Source organism: Nonomuraea sp. bgisy101, assembly GCF_057708945.1.
This window is the reverse complement of record NZ_JBYITD010000005.1, coordinates 109,493-129,967: the sequence shown is the minus strand read 5'-3', so window position 1 is coordinate 129,967 and position 20,475 is coordinate 109,493. Positions and strand designations below refer to the sequence as shown.

Genomic DNA, 20,475 nt, shown 5'->3' with positions numbered 1-20,475 from the left:
GGTTACGCCAGGGGCCGCAGGCGCACGGCGGTGACCTTGTACTCGGGGCACGACGTCACGGTGTCCGCCCGGTCGGAGGTCAGGGTGTTCACCCCGCTGGACGGGAAGTGGAAGGCGCAGAAGACCTGTCCTGGTGCCATCTCGTCGCTGACCCGAGCGGTGAGCGCGGCGCGGCCGTGGCGGCTCTCGACCGTGACGGGGTCGCCGTCGTGCAAGCCGTGCCTGGCCGCGTCGGCGGGGTGCAGATCGAGCCGGTCCACCGGGTCGAGCCGGATGTTGCCGGTACGGCGGGTCATGCTGCCGGAGTTGTAGTGCGCCCATCGGCGTCCGGTGACCAGGATGAGGGGGTAGTCGTCGTCGGGCGTCTCGCCCGGTGGCAGATAGGGGCAGGCGGACAGGTGGGCGAGTCCGTCAGGGGTGGCGAACCGCTTTCGGTAGAGTTTCGCCTCCCCCGGGTGGCCGGGGTCCTGGCACGGCCACGGAATGGCGCCCTCGCGGTCCAGGCGCTCGTGGGACAGTCCGCCGAAGATGGGCGCGAGCCGCCCGCATTCGGCCAAGGCGGCTGCGGGCGTTCGGCAGCCGAGGTCGACGCCGAGGACCGCCGCGAGAGCGTGGACGGCGGCGAAGTCGGTGCGAGCCTGTCCCGGTGGGTCGAGAGCGGGGCGCACCCGCTGGAAGCGGCGGTCGAAGTTGACGAAGGTTCCGTCCTTCTCCAGCCAGGAGGCGACCGGCAGGACGACGTCGGCGCGCTGGGCGGTCTCGGACAGGAACAGTTCGTTGCAGACGACGAGCGGGCAGGCCTCCAGCGCCTCGGCGACGCGGGTGGCGTCGGGGTCCGTGGTGCACACGTCCTCGCCGATGACCCACAGCGCCCTCAGCGTGCCCTCGCGCGCGGCCGCGAACATCTCCGGGATGCGCAGGCCCGGCCGGTCAGGGACGGGAACACCCCACACGGTCTCGGCTCTGACCCGGGCGGCCGGATCGATGACCTTGCCGTATCCGGGCAGGAGGTCGGGCAGAGCACCCATGTCGGAGGCACCCTGGACGTTGTTCTGACCGCGCAGCGGGTTGACCCCGAAGCCGTGGTCGGTCCCGACCGCACCGCGCAGGATCGCCAGGTTGGCCAGGGCTCGCACCCCGTCGGTGCCGTGGAGGTGCTCGGTGACGCCCAGCCCGTAGACGATCGCCGGCTGTTCGGCGCGCCCGTAGAGGCGGGCCGCGGCGACCAGCTCGCCGACGGGGACGCCGGTGACGGCGGCCACCCGCTCAGGCGGGTAGTCGGCGAGCAGTGCGGTGAGTTCCGCCAGTCCGTCCGCGCGGTGGCGCAGGAACTCCGCGTCGACCAGGTCTTCGGTGAGAAGCACGTGCGCCAGCCCGTGGAACAGGGCGACGTTGGTGCCGGGCCTGGGGCGCAGATGCACGTCGGCGTGGCGGGCCAGGCCGACCGAGCGCGGGTCGGCGACGATCAGGCGTGAGCCTCGCAGGACCCGCTGGAGCAGGCGCGCTCCGACCACAGGGTGGGCCTCGACCGGGTTCGCGCCCACCACCAGCAGGCAGTCGGCCTTCTCGACGTCGTCGAAGCTGTCGGTGCCGCCTGACAGTCCGAACGCGGCGGTCAGCCCGGCGGCGGAGGGGGCGTGGCACAGCCGGGAGCAGTTGTCGACGTTGTTGGTGCCGATCGCGACCCGCATGAACTTCTGGATCAGGTAGTTCTCTTCGTTCGTCGCCCGCGCGGAGGAGATGGCCGCCACCGCGTCGGGGCCGCCCGCGGCGATAGCGTCCCGCAGGCCGCGGGCCACGTGGTCGAGCGCCTCGGCCCAGCTCACCGGCTCCAGGCGGCCGCCGCGCCGCAGCAGGGGCCGGGTGAGTCGTTCGGGCGAGTGGAGGAAGCCGTGGGCGAAGCGGCCCTTGACGCAGGCGTGGCCGCGGTTGAGCGGGCCGTCACGGTCGGGCAGGACCGCAGCCACCTCGCCGTCCCTGGTGAGCACCTCCAGTGAGCAGCCGACGCCGCAGTAGCCGCACGTCGTGCGAGTCCGCGTGGCGATGGGCTTCGCGCCGCCGATCGGCAGTCCCGGCTCGGTCAGCGCCCCGGTGGGACAGGTGTCGACGCAGCCGCCGCAGGACACGCAGTCGGACTCGGCCCACGATCCGCCGGTGCCGGGCGCGACCACCGTGTCGGAGCCCCGGCCGACGAGTGTCAGGGCGAAGGTGCCCTGCACCTCGGCGCACATCCGCACGCATCGCCCGCAGGCGATGCACAGATCCCGGTCGAGGTGGACGTAGGGGTGGCTGTCGTCACGGCCCCGGCCGCCCCGTCCCCTGGCCGTCTCGGGCGGGATTCCCAGCGAGTCGCAGACCCGGGCGAGCTCGGTCGTGCCGTCCTCCGCGCCGTCCAGAGCGGAGGGCGGCAAGGCCGAGACGATCAGCTCCAGCGACTCGCGGCGCAGCGTCGCCACGTCCTCCGTGGCGACTTCCACGACGGCGCCGTCAACGGCCGGGGTCACGCAGGCGGCCACCACGGTGCCGCCGGATCTCACCAGGCAGATACGGCATGAGCCCGCAGGGCTCATGCGATCGTCATGGCACAGGGTGGGCAGCTCGACGCCGGCCGCCCGCACCGCGTCGAGCAGGGACGCACCGTCGTCGGCCAGCGAGACCACCATCCCGTCAACGGTGACTCTCACGCGTCCCACCCCCGCAGCCGCTCACCGTAGGCGCGCACCAGGCTGCGCACCGCGGCGGGAACCCGCCTGCCGAAGGCGCACAGGCTGGCGCCCTCCATCACCCGCAGCAGCCGCGCATACTCTTGCCCGGTCGGCGGGCGGCCCGTCACCAGCTCCAGACCTCGCAGGGAACCGACCCCGCAGGGAGAGCAGGCCCCGCAGCTCTCGGCGGCGGCGAACTCCCACACGTGCCGCAGCACCTGCTCCGGTTCGAGGCGCTCGTCGAAGGCGACCAGCCCGGCATGGCCCAGCGCGGCACCATGGGCGGCCAGATCGGCGTCGGTCAACGGCACATCCAGCCGGCTCGGGGCGAGAAACCCGCCCAGCGGCCCGCCCACCTGCAGGACGCTCAGCTCGGCGCCATCCCGCAGGCCGCCGCCCAGCTCGGTGACGATCGCGGCCACCGGCGTGCCGAGTTCGACCTCGTAGCAGCCGGGCCTGGCGAACCTCTCCGAGAGGCACACCAGCTTCGTGCCGGCCTCTGACCTGGTACCGCGCCGGGCGTAGGCGTGCCCGCCCTGCCGTACGATCCACGGAACCGCGGCGAGTGTCTCGACGTTGTTGACCACGGTCGGCGCGTCCCACAAGCCCTGCTGTGTCGGGTACGGCGGGCGGGGGCGCGCGGTTCCGCGCCCGCCTTCGAGCCCCGCGATCAGGGCGGTCTCCTCGCCCGCGACGTACGATCCGGCTCCCTCGACGACCTCGATGTCCAGCTCGACGTCTCCCCCGTGGACTCCTCGCCCCAGATGCCCGTCGGCGCGTGCCTGCTCGGCGGCGGCCCGCATCCGTGCCAGCGCCCGCGGGTACTCGGAACGCACCAGGACGATCCCGCGGCGGGCTCGGCAGGCGAAGCAGGCCAGGGCCAGTCCTTCCAGCACCCGCCCCGGATCCTCCTCCATCAGCAGCCGGTCGGCGTACGATCCCGGATCGCCCTCGTCGCCGTTGGCCACCACCACCGGGTCGGGTTGCCCGAGCGCGGCGGCCCACTTGGCGGCCACCCTGAACCCCGCGCCACCGCGCCCGCGCAGCCCGGAGGCCGCCACCTCGGCACGGACCTGCTCCGGCGTGGCCGCGCGCACGACCTCCGGCCACACCCGCCAGGCGGCCTCCCCTGCCACGACGCCGGCCAGCACGATCGGATCGCCGGTGGCGTCGGCGGCGGGGATCGGCGGCGCCTGTGGTTCCGCACGGCCGGCAAGCTGATCGGCGAGCGCCGGCCCCGTGCAGGGCGTGTCACCGTCCAGGCACGCGGGGCTCGCGTAGCAGTAGCCGAGGCAGCGCACGGACTGCAGCGACGCCTCCCCGTCGGGGCCGGCCGAGTCGGCGGCGACGCCCAGCGCGTTCTCCACCTCGGGCACGTGCCGGCCCGCGTCGGCGGCGAAGCAGGAGGCGGCGGTGCAGACCCGCACATGACGGCGGCCGTGCCGGGCGACCAGGTCGGCGTAGAAGGTGGCCGGCCCGAGCACTTCCGCGGCCGGCAACCCGAAGCGTTCGGCGATCTCGGACACCCACGCCCCGGGACCCTCCGGCCTGCTCTTCACCGTCTCGGACAGGGACTCCACGAGCCGAATGCCAGGACGCCCACGCCGGGCGGCCAACGCACGAAACGCGTCAAAACGCCCATCCGACCTCATGGTCCCCATCATGACCACAGAAGGTTCGGAACGACGCTCGCGCGCAGGTCATCATCGGGTAAGCCGATCGACAAGGCCTGGCCGCCTAACCGGCACGGCCGCCGAGCACGTCGTGACCGACGTGCCGACGTGGCCGACGTGGCCGACGTGGCCGACGTGGCCGACGTGGCCGACGTGGCCGACGTGGCCACGTCGGACCCGAATCGCCGGCGTCACCGGGCCGACACGCCTGTGATCGCCGCGACGGTCTGGCGGGCGATCTCCCATTCCTCGTCGGTAGGGACGACCAGGACGGCGACTTCACTGTCCGCGGCGGAGACCGCCCGCTCATCGTTCGACGGCGCTTCGTTGCGTCCAGGGTCGATGGTGATGCCCAGGCGGTCGAGCCCGGTCATGGACAGCGCGCGCACGCCGGAGTCGTGCTCGCCCACTCCCCCGGTGAAGGCGATCGCGTCCACCCTGCCGAGCACCGCGTAGTAGGCGCCGACGTATTTGCGGATCCGATGGCAGTAGACCTCACGGGCGAGGCGGGCATCCTCGTCGCCGTCCTCGGCGCGCTGCCGTACGGCACGCATGTCGGCCACGCCTGCCAGCGCGAGCAGGCCGCTGTCCCTGGTGAGCGCCTCGTCGGCGTCGACACCTCGGGTCCTGGCGAGGTATCCGGCCAGGCCCGGGTCGACGTCGCCGGAGCGGGTGCCCATCACCAGGCCCTCCATGGGCGTCAGCCCCATGGAGGTGTCGACGCTGCGCCCTGCCTGGATGGCGGTGGCGCTGGCGCCGTTGCCCAGGTGCAGGACGATCAGGTTGACCTCGGAGAGGTCGCTGCCGAGCAGGGCGGCGGCCCGTTCGGCCACGTAGGCACATGAGGTGCCGTGGAAGCCGAAGCGGCGCACGTGCCACTCGCGCGGCACGGCGTAGGTGGCGGCGTGCGGCGGGAGCGTGTGGTGGAAGGCGGTGTCGAACACCGCGACCTGGGGCACGCGGGGGAAGGCGCGCTGGGCCACCCTGATGCCGGTGACGTTGACCGGGTTGTGCAGCGGAGCAAGCGGAGCGAGCCGTTCGACGGCGGCGATCACCTCCTCGTCCACGACCACCGCTGCGCGGAAGCGCTCCCCGCCGTGGACCACGCGATGGCCCACGGCCTCCGGCGAGATGTCGCCGAGGACCTGCAGGATCGCCTTCAGCGCGGCCTCGTGGTCGGCGAAGCAGCCTTTGACGGTCCCGCTGTCGTGGGTGAACCGCCCTTCCTCCTCGCCGATGCGCTCGACCAGGCCCTTGGCCCGGCGTTCGCCGGTCTGCACGTCGATCAGCTCGTACTTGACGGTGGAGGAGCCCGTGTTCAGCACCAGGACGCTCATGCCCAGGTCCAATCGCGGATCTCGGGCAGATCCTCGCCGTACTCGCGGGTGTGGGCACGAGCCTTCAGCCGGGTGTCGGCCATCTCCTGGCGCAGATGCGCCTGGGCGGCGCCGAGACCTTCGACGCGGTCGATGACGTCCATGACCAGGTGGTAGCGGTCGATGTCGTTGAGCATGGCCATGTCGAAGGGCGTGGTCGTGGTGCCTTCCTCCTTGTAGCCGCGCACGTGGAGGTGGTGGTGGCCGTGCCGGCGGTAGGTGAGCCGGTGGATCAGCCAGGGGTAGCCGTGGTAGTTGAAGATGACCGGCTTGTCGGTGGTGAACAGTGCGTCGAACTCGGCGTCGGACATCCCGTGCGGGTGCTCGGACGGCTGCTGGAGCCGCATGAGGTCCACCACGTTGACCACGCGGACCTTCAGCTCGGGCAGGCGCTCGCGCAGGATGGCGGTCGCGGCCAGCGTCTCCAGCGTGGGCACGTCGCCCGCACAGGCCATCACGACGTCGGGTTCCCTGCCTTCGTCGGTGGAGGCCCAGGGCAGGATGCCGAGGCCGCGGGTGCAGTGGGCGATGGCCTCGTCCGAGGTGAACAGGTCGAGCACCGGCTGCTTGCCCGCGACGATCACGTTGACGTAGTCGCGGGAGCGCAGGCAGTGGTCGGTCACCGACAGCAGCGTGTTGGCGTCCGGCGGCAGGTAGACGCGCACCACGTCGGCCTTCTTGTTGACCACCACGTCGAGGAAGCCGGGGTCCTGGTGGCTGAAACCGTTGTGGTCCTGCCGCCACACGTGCGAGGACAGCAGGTAGTTCAGCGAGGCCACCGGGCGCCGCCACGGGATCTTCTTCGACGACTCCAGCCACTTGGCGTGCTGGTTGAACATGGCGTCGATGATGTGGATGAACGCCTCGTAGCAGTTGAACAGCCCGTGCCTGCCGGTCAGCAGATAACCCTCCAGCCAGCCCTGGCACAGATGCTCCGACAGCACCTCCATGACCCGCCCGCCCGGAGCCAGGTGCTCGTCGGTCGGCTCCAGTGCGGCGTTCCAGGCCCGGTCGGTGGCCTCGAAGACGGCCGAGAGCCGGTTGGAGGCCGTCTCGTCCGGGCCCATCAGGCGGAAGCTCTGCGGGTTCGCGGCGATCACGTCGCGCAGGAAGCCGCCCAGGACGCGTGTCGGCTCGCTCGACTGCGTCGCGGGCGCCTTCACCTCGACCGCGTGGTCGCGGAAGTCCGACAGCACCAGCGGGCGCAGGATCTCCCCGCCGTTGGCGTGCGGGCTGGCGCTCATCCTCAGCGACCTGTCCGGCAGGCTCCGCAACACGTCGGGCACCGGCCGGCCCTCGGCGTCGAACAGTTCCTCCGGCCGGTAGGAGCGCATCCACTCCTCCAGCATCGCCAGGTGCGCCGGGTTCTCGCGGACCTGTGCGAGCGGCACCTGGTGGGCTCGCCACGTCCCTTCGATCTGCACACCGTCCACCGTGTGAGGCCCGGTCCAGCCCTTCGGTGTCCGCAGGACGATCATCGGAAGCCTGCGCTCCCTGCCGTCCTTGTAGGCGGCGATCTGGTCGAAGACCTCGTCCAGCACCCGCGCCATCTCCTGGTGGGCGGGGCCGACGAGATGGGGGCGGTAGCCGTACCCCTCCATGAGCTTGACCAGCTCCTCTTCCGGGATCCTGGCCAGGACGGTCGGGTTGGCGATCTTGTAGCCGTTCAGGTGCAGGATGGGCAGGACGACGCCGTCGCGGCGGGGGTCGAGGAACTTGTTGGAATGCCAGCTTGCCGCCAGCGGCCCCGTCTCGGCCTCACCGTCACCGACGACGCAGGCCACCACCAGGTCCGGATTGTCGAAGGCCGCGCCGTAGGCGTGGGCGAGGGAGTAGCCGAGTTCGCCACCCTCGTGAACGGAGCCCGGCGTCTCCGGGGCGACGTGGCTGGGGACGCCACCGGGGAAGGAGAACTGGCGGAACAGCCTGCGCATGCCCTCGGCGTCCTGCGAAACCTCCGGGTAGCGCTCGGAGTAGGAACCCTCCAGCCAGGCATGCGCGACCGCCGCGGGACCACCGTGTCCTGGGCCGGCGATGTAGATCATGTCCTGGTCGCGCTCGGCGATGATCCGGTTGAGGTGCGCGAAGCAGAAGTTCAGCCCGGGCGTGGTGCCCCAGTGGCCGAGCAGGCGTGGTTTGATGTGCTCGGGCCTGAGCGGTTCTGTGAGCAACGGGTTGTCGAGCAGGTAGATCTGGCCCACGGACAGGTAGTTGGCCGCACGCCAGTAGGCGTCGATTCGCTGCATTGCCGTCATATGCCCGACGTTCCATGATCTATCACCGCGCCGATAGGGACCTTGGTCCTCGATCGGCAGGTCCTATGCCGATTCGCACGGCTGATTCCTCCTGCGCCACAGATGTCAGCCTGACCTCTCCGCGCCGGGACTTGGGTACGCCCTCGTGGTGCCTTCCCGAGGCTACGAAGGGCCCACCGGCAGACGTCAAAGGACCTTCGGCCCTGCTCCTTCACGCCGACCACCAAGCACGCTGGAGCTGAAGGACCCGAGAGATGTCCGAGCACTTCGGCGCCTCGGACGCACGTTCAAGGAGAGGTGACCACGTCATGCCACGATCGATCGGCCATCAGCTCTTCAACCCTCTCGAAGCGGAGCTCGCCGTGCTGAGGAAACGCGTGAGCAGGCTGGAAGAGCAGGTGGAATCGCTGAGACGCGAGCTGGAAGCCGCCGGCCTCCATCGGAGCTGACCGGTTCGTGACATGTATCGCGCACTCCGACTGAGAATGAACCCGACCGGTCGGCTGTCACCTCGACCTGACGACGGGATCACCACGGTCAGGTGCCGCGGCGAGGTCGGTATTCGCCACGGCAGGACTGGCTTGAGCGGCTTCTCGTCGACGTGCAGCCGGTCACGTCACGACGTCGTTCTCAACCTGCGTGACGTCATTTTCCTTGATGCCGGCGGTTCGACCGCGCTGATCCGCGCCGACGATCTGGCGCGCCGCCTTACACGGGCACCATGTCCACGGGACCCGGTGCCCGTCGCGGGCGGTCGAGCAGAGTCCCGACGCCCACGCTGACCGACGGCGGATCGCCTGACCGGCGGCTCGACACGCTGATGGGGCGTGCTGGACGCCGTTCACATGATCGGCGGCATGAGGAAGAGGTCGTCCCTCGAGTAGGTCAGCTCGCAGGCCACGTCCACGACCCCCTCCAGCTGCCTGATCCGCTCCACGAGCGCGACAGCCCGGGAGGCGCTTTCCACGTGACCGCCGATCGTGACGACGCCCTTGTCGACAACGATCGAGAAACTGCTGCCGATCAGCTGCCTGATGTCGGCTTCAAGTTCCTCGGCCGGGCGGGTGAAGACCCGCAGCACGTCCGCCTCGTGCAGAGTGCCGATCATGCGGCCGGTGAGGTCGTCGATGACGGGGAGCTGCTTGATCCGGCAGTCGTACATCGTCCGGGCGGCGTCCCTGATGAGCGTGCCGGGCGTGACGGTGATCGCGGGTGTGGTCATCAGCTCGGCGGCCGTCCTCGCCGCCGCCTTTCTGTGCTCGGCACGGGTCCTGGGGCTCTCGAAGACGGTGACCGGGTGCCGCGCCGTGTCGATCTCCTTGAGGATCAGGTCGTCCTGCGAGACCACGCCCACCGGACGGCGGTCGGTGTCGATGACGGTGACCGCTTGCACCGCATAGCGCTTCATCGCTTCCACGATGTCGGCGAACGACGCGTTCTCCAGCACCGCGATGGCTACCCGTCCCATGACGTCCTGGACTTGAACGGACATGATGACCTCCTCAGGTTCACCTCCCAGCCTGCTGGCCCCCGGCCCGCGAGGGCACCGGCGAACGTCCTGCCAGGTCAGGCCATAGGTCCCGGATTTCGGGCACCATCCTCACCGTGCTCGCGGGTGCGGACATGGGCCGGCCTCGGCCATCTCCTGGCCCGGCTGCGCGCCAGGCATGACCGAGGCCTTCCACGCGCTCGGCAGCGGTCGACGCCGTTCCGGAGGACCCGAGCCTTGGCTGACCTAGGCAGTGGGCACGACGGCGACCGGACAGCGAGCGTGGTGCAGCGCACCCCTGCTGACCGAACCGAGCAGCGACCGTTCCAGGGCGTTCCTGCCGTGGCTGCCGACCACCACCAGATCCGCCACGGCCGACGCCTCGGTGAGCGCCTCCACCGGGTGCGCCTGCCGGACGTCCTCGACGACCTTCACGTCCGGGTACTCCTTCCGGCAGGCGGCGATCGTCTCCGCCACGACCTTCAACTGCCTGTTCCTGATGTCGTCCATGTCGTAGACGAACCCGGGAGAGTAGAGGTGCACCGGCAACTGCCAGGCATGGAGCGCGCGCAGCATGCTGCCACGCAGCTTCGCCTGCTCGAAGGCGTACGCCAGCGCGGGTACGCAGTTCGGCGTGTCCTCGACGCCCACCACGATCTCGCCCCGGACCGGCCCCTGCGCGCCACGTATCACGACGACGGGACGGCGGGCCTGGCCCGCCACGTGCATGCTGACCGACCCGAGCAGCATGCCCGCGAACCCGCCCAGGCCACGGCTGCCGACGACGACCTCGGCGGCCTCTCCCCCCGCTTCGAGCAGGACGGCCGCCGGAGCACCCTGGACCAGTCGCGTGTCCACCGCAACCGCGGGCTGGCGCGCTCGCGCGATCGCCTCGGCGTCGGCCAGCAGCTTCTCCCCCGCGCGGGCCATGGTGTCCGGCCACTCCTGGACCGGCAGCGCCGCGATCTGGTAAGGCCAGCGATCCACCGCGTGCACGATCCGCAGCGGCATGCCCATCCGCAGCGCGTCATCGGCGGCCCACTCCACGGCGGCCTTGGCGGCCGCCGAGCCGTCGAACCCAGCAATGATCATGGCTCCTCCTTCGTCCCTCCCATCCCACGGCGGCCGCTCGCGTCGCGACAGGGGCGAAAGTCCCGGCGCGGGCAGGTCCGAAGGCCCTGGCCCAGCGTGGTGGTGCCCTCTTGTCGCGGTCCTGATGCCGGCGGGCGAGGTCAACTGACTCCACCCGGCCGTCAGAGGCGACGGTCAGAGTCACGTCGTGGTCGTGGAGGCGTGCGCCGACCCGCCCTTCATCTCCTTCGACAGGGACGCGGCGCCCGACGGCGGGCGAGCCTGCTCGTGGCGGGAAGCGGAGGTCGGTTCTCCTGGCACGGGCGGTCGCACCGCATCATGCCGGGCCGAGGGCCGCATCGAGGACCTTCGGCCCTGTTCAGGCTGCGCGGTCACCACGAAGACTGAGATCACGGACCATGGGTTCACCGGAGGGAACAGAGGACGAGCGGATGTCGACGACCACTCCTGCTCCCAGAGGCCTCTCATCCGCCGAGGCGGCAGCTCGGCTCGATCGCGATGGGCCGAACCTCCTACCGGAGAAACCTCCGGTGCCACTGTGGCACCGCATCCTCACCCAGCTTCGTGACCCCCTGATCCTGGTCCTGCTCGTGGCCTGCCTTTTGACCGTCGTCACAGGCGACTGGAGCGACACAGCGGTGATCATGCTCGTGATCGTGGTCAACACCGCGGTCGGCGTGGGACAGGAGATCAGGGCCGACCGGGCCATCACGGCGCTGACGCGGCTCACCGCCCCGGTGGCGAGAGTGATCAGGGACGGCATCGACCGGCGGATTCCCGCCGCCGACGTGGTGGTGGGTGACCTGCTGGTGCTGGCCGAGGGTGACATCGTGCCCGCTGACGCCACGGTGACGGAGTCGGCGGCCCTGCTCGTCGACGAGTCCGCTCTGACCGGCGAGTCGGTCCCCGTGGAGAAGGCTCGCAACGAGCCGGTGTCGTCCGGGACGATCGTGGTCAGAGGACGCGGACGCGCCGCGGTCATCGCGGTCGGCGTGGCCAGCGCCACCGGCCGTATCGCCGCCCTGATGGCCAAGGGATCGGGCCTCACGCCCCTGCAGCGGCGCCTGATGGGCGTCGGCCGCCTGCTGGCAGGCGTCACCGTCCTGCTGTGCACGCTGGTGCTGGTCCTCGGACTGGTTCGCGGGCAGCCGGTCGAGTTGATGGTGATCACGGCGATCAGCCTGGTGGTCGCGGCGGTCCCGGAGTCACTTCCCGCGGTCGTGACGTTGAGCCTGGCGTTGGGTGCACGCCGGATGGCCGCTCGCAACGCGCTGGTGCGAAGGTTGCCCGCCGTGGAGACGCTCGGCTCGGTGACCGTGCTCGCGACCGACAAGACCGGAACGCTGACCGAGGGCAGCATGGTGGTCAGGCGGCTGTGGACACCCGCAGGCGAGGCGACGATCTCCGGCTCGGGTTACGCGCCGGAAGGCGAGATCACCGGGGACGGAACCCTCAACGACCGGAGCCTCATGGAGCTGCTGACCGCGGCCGCGCTGTGCAACGACGCCACGCTGTCCATGGGCGACGAGGGTGAGTGGACCGCGATCGGCGATCCCACCGAAGCGGCGCTCCTCGCCGCCGCCGCCAAGGCGGGCCTCCATCGTCCTGAGCTGGAACGGAGATTCCCCAGGAATGCCGAGGTTCCCTTCGACAGCGGGCGCAAGCGCATGACCACCGTGCACCGAACGGCAGGCGAAGGCGGCATCGTGTTGTGCAAGGGCGCCCCTGAGGCGCTGCTTCACCCTCCTGTCCTCCTGGACGGCCCTGCCCTGATGGCCCGCGCGAGCGAGCGGGCCGGCGAACTCGCTCAGGCCGGCTACCGGGTCCTGGCCGTCGCCGGCGCCCGGCCGGCCCACCTCCCTGCGGTCGCCGACGAGAGCGGCCTGTCCCTGCTCGGCCTCATCGCGATCATGGACCCGCCACGCCCCGCGGCCGCGGCGACCATCGCCGCGTGCAAGCGGGCGGGCATCCGACCGGTCCTGATCACCGGCGATCATCCTGGTACGGCCCGCGCCATCGCCACCGACGTCGGCATCATCGGACCTGCGGACCTCGTGGTCGACTGCCGCGCCGCCGGCGAACTCGACGGGCAGGACGCCGCCGTCTACGCCAGAGCCACACCAGAGGAGAAACTCGTCCTCATCCAGAGCATGCGCGATCGCGGCCAGATCCTCGCCATGACGGGAGACGGCGTCAACGACGGGCCCGCGCTGCGCCGCGCCGACATCGGGGTCGCCATGGGCAGGCGCGGCACCGAGGTCGCCCGCCAGGCCGCCGATCTCGTGCTCGCCGATGACGACCTGAACACCGTGGTGGCGGCAGTCGAGGAAGGACGCCGGGTCTACACCAACATCCGCCGCTTCCTCGTCTACGGCCTGTCCGGCGGGGCGGCCGAGATCGCCGTCATGCTGCTGGGCCCGCTTGCCGGCCTCGCGCTCCCCCTGCTGCCCGCCCAGATCCTGTGGATCAACCTGCTGACCCACGGCCTTCCAGGCGTGGCCCTGGGCGGCGAGCCCGCCATCCCGGAGACCATGGCCGCCCCGCCCCGGCCGCCCTCCCAGAGCATCCTGGGCGCCGGGCTGTGGCAGCGCGTCATCCGTATCGCCGTCGTGCTCACCGCCGTCTCCCTGGGCGTCGGCCTGTGGGCCCACGAGACCGGCCGGCCGTGGCAGAGCATGATCTTCTTCGCTCTCGGTGCCGCCCAGCTCGGTGTCGCCCTCGGCTCGCGTACCAGGCCCGGCTCGCTGGCCAACCCCATGCTGCTGCTCGCCGTCGCGGGCGCGTTCGTCCTGCAACTGGCCGGACTGTACCTGCCGCCCCTGCGGGAGCTCCTCGGCACCGAGCCACTGGCCGCGGGCGATCTCCTCGTCGTCACGGCGCTGTCGGTCCTCGGCTACGCCGCCGCACGCCTGGACAGGATCCTGCATCGATCAGGAAAGTGAGGGCCGGCGACATGCGCGGAGCCGGCTTGACGTTCCTCGGCGGCGTCGGCACGGTCACGGGCAGCAAGTTTCTGCTCGACCTGCCCGACGACGAACGCCTGCTCCTGGACTGCGGCCTGTTCCAGGGGCAGCGCGAGCTGAGACGCCGCAACTGGGCCACTTTCCCCATCCCGCCCTCGACCATCTCCTCGGTCGTGCTCAGCCACGCGCACCTCGACCACTGCGGCTACCTGCCCGCTCTGGTACGGCAGGGCTTCAACGGCCCCGTCCACACCACGCCCCGGACCGCGGAACTGACCTCGATCGTGCTGCGGGACAGCGCCAGGCTGATGGCCGACGAGGCCGACAACGCCAACGCCTTCGGCTGGTCCGTCCACGACCTGGCCCTCCCCCTCTACGACGACGAGGACGTCACCCGCGCGCTGCGACGACTGGCGCCGGTCGAGCACGGCCAGTCCGTGCGGCTGCGCGGTGCCCGGCTGCGACTGCACAGGGCCGGCCACATCCTCGGCTCCTCCTGGACCGAGCTGGTCCTCGACGACGGGCGGACGCTCGTGCACAGCGGCGACCTCGGCAGGCCTGTCCATCCCCTGCTCCGGCCGCCCGAGGCGCTGTCGCATGCGGACGTCCTGCTCGTCGAATCCACCTACGGCAACCGGCACCACGACGACAGCACGACCATGCAGGACATGGCGCGGGCCATCACCAGGACCGCGGACCGCGGCGGGTCCGTGCTCATCCCCGCCTTCGCCGTCGACCGCACTGAAGTGATCATTTACCGGCTGCGCGAGTTGAGAGACGCCGGGCGCATCCCCCGGCTGCCGGTCTACGTCGACAGCCCTATGGGACTCGCCGCCAGGGACGTCTACCTCGACGCCATCCACGCGCACGACGCCGAACTGCGCCACGGCGTGACCGGTGACGACATCGACCCCAGCTGGGTGCGAGAACTCGTCACCGCCGAGGAGTCGATGACCGTCAACCAGCCACGCCATCCCTGTGTCGTCATCTCGGCCTCCGGCATGGCCTCAGGCGGCCGTGTCCTGCACCACCTCCGCCACATGCTGCCCGACCCGCGGATGACCGTGCTGATCGTGGGGTTCGCCGCGCTCGGCACCCGAGCCCGCGACCTCGTCGACGGGGCCACCTCCCTCAAGATCCACGGCCACTACGTCCCCGTGCACGCCGAGATCGTCGATCTCCCGGGCTTCTCGGTCCACGCCGACGCCGACGGCACCCTCGCCTGGCTGTCCACCATCGACCGGCCGCCGTCTGTCACCTACGTCGTCCACGGCGAACCCGACGCCGCCCAGACCCTCCGCGACCGCATCAGCGAGGAGCTCGGCTGGCACTCCGTGGTTCCCCGGTCCGACGAGCGCGTCCTGCTCTGAGCCCCTGCTGGTCACGGGGCCGATCCAGGGAGCCGACGGCCCCAGGTCGCCGCGCGTCCTCAGGCCAGCGTCGGTACGGCACCGCATTCGGCGCGTTCGACCCTGACCCCGGGCAGGCCGCGGACCCATCCACCGGCGATCTCGGCGAGCCGGGCAGCGTCCGGCGGCGTGCGGCCCAGTCCGATGGCATACCGTGCCGATCGGGGCGCCGTCTCGAACGGGCGGGGCCAGGCGTGCGCGTCGGGCACGCCGGCCTCCTCCAGCGCGGTGAGCAACTCCAGCATCCGGCCCCTGACGCGCCCCAGCGTCGCGTCGAACTCCTCGGCCCGTTCGCGGTGCAGGGTCAGCACGGCCCACGCCGCGTGCCGGCGGTGGAGGGGCGGCGGCGAGAGCAGTTCGGCGCGCCGGCCGTCCTCCAGGAGCTCCCATGCCCGGTAGAGCTCCTGCGTGAGCAGGTCCCGGCCGCCGACGGTGACCTGGCGCGCGCAGTTGCGCATCGGGTCGCTGGGCGTCATCACCGTCATCGGGGCCGGCTCCCCCGGAGTGGCGGCGGGAGTGAGTGCGACCGAATCCCGCCAGTCCCAGGCGGCCCACGTGCTGAAGAAGCGGGACAGGAGGTCGGGGTCGTCGCTCTCACGTACGGTGCGCGCGGCCAGCACCGCCCAGGCCACGCCCGGCAGCCCGCCGAACGGGGCCGAGTCCAGGCCGCGGGCTCGCGCCCATGCCTTCACCTGCCTGGCGAGACGGGCGAAACGGGCGTGTTCGGCCCCGACGGCGGCGCGGATCGTGTCCGCGTCGCTGACGGCGCTCAAGGCGATCGCGGCCGCCTGGCCCAGCTCGGCGCGGCGGGCCGGGGCCTGCGCGGGAGCAAGCGTCCCTGTGGCCACCACGGTCAGGTCGACGTCCAGGCCGGTCGCGTGGAACCGCAGGCCCGGCACCCTGGCGCCGATCACCTGCCGCACCCTGGAAGCGCCGGGCACGGCCGCTCGTACCCGCGCCCGGACGTCTTCCATGTCCGTCTCGCCGGGCAGCACCGCCACCAGGTCCAGGTCGGCGGCCGCGAGCTCGCATCCCATCCGCCGGGATCCCGTTACGTGCACGATCCCCGGACGCAGCGCCTCCGCCAGACGCTCCGTGACCTCCCCGGCCAGGGCGGCCGTGCCGGGACCTGGCGGCTCGCCCGCCTCGCCGGCCATCCAGCGGACCTCGCCCGTTCCCAGAGTGATCACCGCGCGCGGGCGCATGGGCTCGTCCCCGCGGCGCGACAGCAGCACCATCTCCCCGACCCGCGCCGTCATCCCGTCGAGCCGGGCGGCGAGCCGGCCCGGATCCGCGACGCGGCCCAGCGTCAGGTGCGGCGTGAACCCCTCCGTCCGTCCTCCGCATCGGGGGAAGCGCGGTTCCAGCGCCCGGCGAAGGCGGGCCCACGGCTCCTGGCCGTCAGCGGCGGGGTCGAGCCAGACGGTCGCGTCGTTCCGGTGCCGGAAGGCACGCACTCCTTCCAGCCGGGCGGTGAAGGGCTCCACCTCCGCGGCCGCCGCGGCCAGCAACGGCGCCGCCGCCTCGAACTCCGACTCCGGCACGAAACCGAAGAGCAGGTTGACGTGCGGCGGCCAGCGGTCGACCCCCGGATCGTGCTCGCGGCGGACGTCCTGGATGGGCGGCCACAGCTCCCGTGGCGGCACCCACGCCACCGCCGTGCGCGCGGTCGGCGGCACGTCGAGTACCCCGGCGGGCGCGGTCCCCGCGAGGTCGAGGACCGCCTCCACCCCGTAGTGGTCCGAGATGTACAGCCCTTCCGGGGACGGCGTGTCACCGCGCAAGGCCGCCGAGACCACCCGAGGCCGACCGCGCAGCAGGACCCGGTCCAGCCGCGCGGCCCGCCCGGTCAGCGAGGAGAGCGCCGCGAGCGGGTTGGCACGCGGATCGAAGGTCGGAGTCTGCTCCGATCCGTGCACCTCCGTCCAGGCGTCCCGGAGCCCGAGCGCGGCCGCGGGGGCGTCCGTGCCGTCGTTGAAGTCGCCCAGCAGGATCAGGTCGCCGTCCACACCGGCCAGTCCTTCGGCGATGGCGGCCAGCTCGGCCTGCCGTCTGGCGGCGCTGTCGTCGGTGCGGTCGCTGGTCAGGTGGGTGGCGGCGACCACGAGGGGACCGGCCGCGGTGTCCACGACGATGGCGGCCACGGCCTTGTGCGGCCCGAGCCCGTGCCATGCCGCCTCCCGCACGGGCAGCCGGCTGAGCAGCAGCAGCCCGCTGTCGTCGACGTCGGCGCCGTCCGGGCCGGTCCCGATGGCGTAGCGGGCACGTACCCACGGGGCCGCCAGCAGCATGGACAGCAGCGCGGGCTCGGCCTCCTGCAGTGCGATGACGTCCGCGTCGGCCTCCTCCAGCGCCTCCAGCAGCAGCCGCCGGCGCCGGGTGGTGTCGATGCGCTCGCTGTCGTAGCGGTCCCACAGCGTGTTCCAGGTCAGGACCCGCAGGCCGTGCGTCGCGGGCGTCCCCTGTCCTGAGCCGGGGCGCCAGCCGCCCACCTGGTCCCAAGCGTGCGGGGTCCTCGCCGTGAAGAACGGCGCCCGCAGACGGCGCGGCTCCCGCGCCCGGCCGGCGTCGCAGGTGTCGACGCGATCCAGACCGGTGGCGCGGTCCCAGACCAGCTCGCCGTCCGCCTCGACGAACAGCACCCGATGCCAGGGAATGTCGCCGCCCGGGGCGAAGGCGGGCAGCGGGATCCGCTTGGGGGCGGCTCCCCGCTGGCCGACGCCCAGCACGAAACGCGACGGGTCGAACCGCGGATCCCAGCGCACCCGGTGGTAGATCTCCTCACTGGTACGCATCACGCCTCCTCCGCGTCCACGGCGCCGACCACGTCCTCGACGGTTCCGGACGCGCCGACGTACCAGGTGCGGTGGGCCTGGCCGGGATACGGCGGGACGAACCGGCGTGCCTGCGCGGCGAGCACGTGCGGCGGCACCGGGTGCTCGCGGCGCTCGTTTCTCCGGTGCAACTCGTCCTCCTCCACCAGCATGACCACGTACGTCGTCAACGCGTCGCGGCGGCGCGCCACGGCGTGCACCACGGAGCGCTGGTGCTGGTTGAGCGACGTCGCGTCCCACACCACCGTGGCGCCGCCGGTCAGCGCGGCGTCCAGCCGGTCCAGGCACTCGCCAAGCACTTCCCTGTTGTCCCGCTGGCCCGCCCGCGAGCCCCGGGCCTCGCGCAGCTCGTCCAGGGACAGGCGCACGTCGATCCCTGACAGGCCCGCGGCGAACGTGCTCTTCCCGCTGCCCGAGGGCCCGACCAGGTGCACCAGCCGGGGGAACCGTCCGGACCGCCACCGCCAGGTCGCCGCCACGGCCTCCTCGACCGTGGCGATCCGTCCGCCGGCGTACGCCTCGCGCGTCTCCGCCCAGCACCGGTCGGCGGCCTCCCTCCCGAGCCCGGTGAGCGCCTCCCGCAGGCCGGTCCGCAGCGGCTCCAGCGGCCCCGGCCCGAGCAGCCCGGCCTCCTCGGCGTGCAGCGCCGACCATTCGACCTGCTCGCGCGCCTCGTCGTCGGCCTCTCCTGCCGGCACGGACGCGGCGACGGCGTGCAGCACCCCGAGATCGGCGGCGGACGCCATGCGGACCAAGCCTGCGCGTCGATCCTCGTCCGGATAGGGCCGGCGCAGGCCGGCGTGCAACCCGACCAGGTCCGCGACCCGCCGCGCCAGCGGCATGCCCAGCGGCCCCGTCAACCGTGCCGCCAGCCAGGCACGCGGCATGGCGTGCAGCGCGGCGGCGAGCACCCCCGCCAGCCGGGCGTCCCCGTACCGCCCGATCGCGTCGAGCCTGCCCGCCACCTCGGCCACCGCCGCGCAGGCTCCGGCCGGGTCCTTGCCGGCGACCTTCACCGCGGACACCAGGGCGGCCGCGTCGGCGTCCGCTCCCGAACGCACCGACCACAGCGCCGCGGCCGGCCCCAGGCCGTTGGCCACGACGGCGGCGTGCATCCAGTGGGTGTCGGTTCGTACGTGCTCCCTGCGCACCCACTTGGCCACGCGCCCGGCGAACTCCTCCCGCCCGAACCCTTCGACGGTCCGGACGACGTACCCCTCCTGCCGCTGTGTGTCCAGTCGCAGCCCTCGCAGCACCCGCTCGTCGAAGACGCCACGCCACAACACCGGCGGCGCAGGAACGCCCAGCTCCCGCAGGAAGGCGACCGTTCGGTCCCAGTCCAGGCAGCGATCACCGGCCCAGACCGAGAACCCGTAGAACCAGCTCTCCAGCTCCTGGTAGGCGATGGAGTGCCGGGCGTACACGTTCTCCCCGCACACCCGCCATCCCGCCGGGATCCGCGCGCCGATCCGTCCCTGTAGCCCCTTGACCCACGCCCGGGAGGGGTGGTGGGCCGAGTCAGGGGACCGCGCGTGCATCCCGTCGGGGTACAACGTGGTGTTCTCCCCGTCGAGCTTCTCGGTGACCACGACCTCACGCCCGCGCAGCCCGGACAGCTCGCCTGCGCGCACGTCGTCCGCTGTCGCACCGGGCGACCAGGGCAGATGAGGGGTACGCGGATAGTGCACGCGCATGATCCCTCCCCCTGACGACTGGCGTCACTGTACAAGCGCCGAGAAATGCGGATCTATCGAATTAATGCGGGCCGGGGTGGGCCGGCCTCTCCGCCCGAGGCATGCTCTCCCTCAGGTGCGCAGGCCGTACCGGCCGCCATCACGTGGGGCCAGGTACGGGAGGCGTTCGAGGACGCGATCAGCCCCGCTGTTCCAGTTGGCGTGCAGCGATGCCACCGCGGCCGCCACGTCGTCACGCAGCAGGCACTCGGCGATCCGCTCGTGCTCCTCCGCCATGCGCTCGAGCACGTCGGCGTCACCCCCGACAAGCCGCACGTACCTGCGGATGCCCAGCTTCAGGCTGGCGATCAGCTCGACCAGCCGCTCGTTGGGGCAGCAACTGAGCATCAGGTCATGCCACTCGTCGTCGTAGCGCTCGGAGAGGCCTTCCCCGGTGCCGAGCGCGGAGAAGTCACGCGCCTTCTCCAGCAGCGTGGACGCGATCCTGCGCAAGTCAGCGGGGTCGGACAGTCGCAGCGCCAGCGCCTCCATGGCCGACAGCACCTGCGAGAGCTCCCTGAACTCCTTCGCGCTCAACGGCGCGAACCTGAACCCCCTGCCCTGCTCGCTGCGGATCACCCCCTCGATCTCCAGCGCGATGAGCGCCTCGCGCAGCGGTGTGCGACTGACACCCATCGAGGCCGCAATCTGCCCCTCGTTCAGCGACTCCTCGGGGCCGAACTCGCCCCGCTCCAGCCGCCTGAGTAATTCGCCCTTGATCTGCTCGCGCAGCGGGCGGCGATCGATCCGCATGGCCCCTTCCCTCCCCGTGATGATCAATTAATATCAGGCCGCGCCGGCGTCCTCGTCCGGATCACGCCGTCGCGTGCGGCATGGCGCGCGGTGCTCGCCCGGATCGACTTCGTCGAGCCGGCCCGATCCCCCCGGGCCCCCGGCTGATGAGCGGTCATTCCGCGGTGTCGCCGCCCGTCTCCCCGGCCCATCG

At 71.9% G+C, this 20,475-nt stretch carries 12 protein-coding genes; 3 read left to right on the top strand and 9 right to left on the bottom strand.

Features of this window, described 5'->3' with window-relative positions; translation table 11 throughout:
* Positions 1 to 2: 2 nt before the first annotated feature.
* The 4 genes from fdhF to AC3EO4_RS11245 form a co-directional block, all read right to left on the bottom strand.
* The gene (fdhF, locus tag AC3EO4_RS11260; RefSeq protein WP_431895229.1) at positions 3 to 2,684 is read right to left on the bottom strand and encodes a formate dehydrogenase subunit alpha; all 2,682 of its coding nucleotides are present in this window, start codon (positions 2,682 to 2,684) and stop codon (positions 3 to 5) included.
* On the bottom strand, positions 2,681 to 4,285 hold the full coding sequence (locus AC3EO4_RS11255; RefSeq protein WP_431895228.1) for an NAD(P)H-dependent oxidoreductase subunit E: 1,605 nt from the start codon (positions 4,283 to 4,285) through the stop codon (positions 2,681 to 2,683). Before AC3EO4_RS11255 ends, fdhF begins: the two co-directional genes overlap by 4 nt.
* 284 nt (positions 4,286 to 4,569) lie before the next feature.
* Positions 4,570 to 5,715: an acetate/propionate family kinase gene (locus AC3EO4_RS11250; RefSeq protein WP_379568527.1), complete on the bottom strand. Its 1,146-nt coding sequence runs from the start codon at positions 5,713 to 5,715 to the stop codon at positions 4,570 to 4,572.
* Positions 5,712 to 8,000, bottom strand: a complete 2,289-nt coding sequence (locus AC3EO4_RS11245) for a phosphoketolase family protein (RefSeq protein WP_488186337.1) — start codon at positions 7,998 to 8,000, stop codon at positions 5,712 to 5,714. The genes AC3EO4_RS11250 and AC3EO4_RS11245 overlap by 4 nt, the downstream gene beginning before the upstream one ends.
* A 263-nt stretch (positions 8,001 to 8,263) precedes the next feature.
* On the opposite strand from AC3EO4_RS11245, the gene AC3EO4_RS11240 reads away from it, so the two are divergent.
* Positions 8,264 to 8,458, top strand: coding sequence for a hypothetical protein (locus AC3EO4_RS11240; protein WP_379568531.1), 195 nt, complete (start codon positions 8,264 to 8,266; stop codon positions 8,456 to 8,458).
* Positions 8,459 to 8,850: 392 nt separating this feature from the next.
* Here AC3EO4_RS11240 and AC3EO4_RS11235 read toward each other — a convergent pair whose 3' ends face one another.
* Entirely contained in the window at positions 8,851 to 9,501 is a 651-nt protein-coding gene (locus AC3EO4_RS11235) for a CBS domain-containing protein (protein WP_379568533.1), read from the bottom strand.
* 243 nt (positions 9,502 to 9,744) lie between these two features.
* Complete coding sequence (locus tag AC3EO4_RS11230) at positions 9,745 to 10,590, bottom strand: universal stress protein (RefSeq protein ID WP_431895225.1); 846 nt, start codon at positions 10,588 to 10,590, stop codon at positions 9,745 to 9,747.
* Between the two features lie 431 nt (positions 10,591 to 11,021).
* On the opposite strand from AC3EO4_RS11230, the gene AC3EO4_RS11225 reads away from it, so the two are divergent.
* Complete coding sequence (locus tag AC3EO4_RS11225; protein ID WP_431895223.1) at positions 11,022 to 13,532, top strand: cation-translocating P-type ATPase; 2,511 nt, start codon at positions 11,022 to 11,024, stop codon at positions 13,530 to 13,532.
* A gap of 26 nt (positions 13,533 to 13,558) precedes the next feature.
* Positions 13,559 to 14,923 (top strand): MBL fold metallo-hydrolase RNA specificity domain-containing protein, encoded by a 1,365-nt coding sequence (locus AC3EO4_RS11220; RefSeq protein WP_431895221.1) that lies wholly within the window; start codon positions 13,559 to 13,561, stop codon positions 14,921 to 14,923.
* A gap of 59 nt (positions 14,924 to 14,982) precedes the next feature.
* Here the strand turns inward: AC3EO4_RS11220 and AC3EO4_RS11215 are convergent, their stop codons facing one another.
* From AC3EO4_RS11215 to AC3EO4_RS11205, 3 genes are all read right to left on the bottom strand, one after another.
* Positions 14,983 to 17,757 (bottom strand): poly(A) polymerase, encoded by a 2,775-nt coding sequence (locus tag AC3EO4_RS11215; protein ID WP_431895220.1) that lies wholly within the window; start codon positions 17,755 to 17,757, stop codon positions 14,983 to 14,985.
* Positions 17,757 to 19,490, bottom strand: coding sequence for an RNA ligase family protein (locus AC3EO4_RS11210; protein ID WP_431895218.1), 1,734 nt, complete (start codon positions 19,488 to 19,490; stop codon positions 17,757 to 17,759). The genes AC3EO4_RS11215 and AC3EO4_RS11210 overlap by 1 nt, the downstream gene beginning before the upstream one ends.
* Positions 19,491 to 19,601: 111 nt before the next feature.
* On the bottom strand, positions 19,602 to 20,282 hold the full coding sequence (locus AC3EO4_RS11205) for a GntR family transcriptional regulator (RefSeq protein ID WP_379568543.1): 681 nt from the start codon (positions 20,280 to 20,282) through the stop codon (positions 19,602 to 19,604).
* Positions 20,283 to 20,475: the final 193 nt, after the last annotated feature.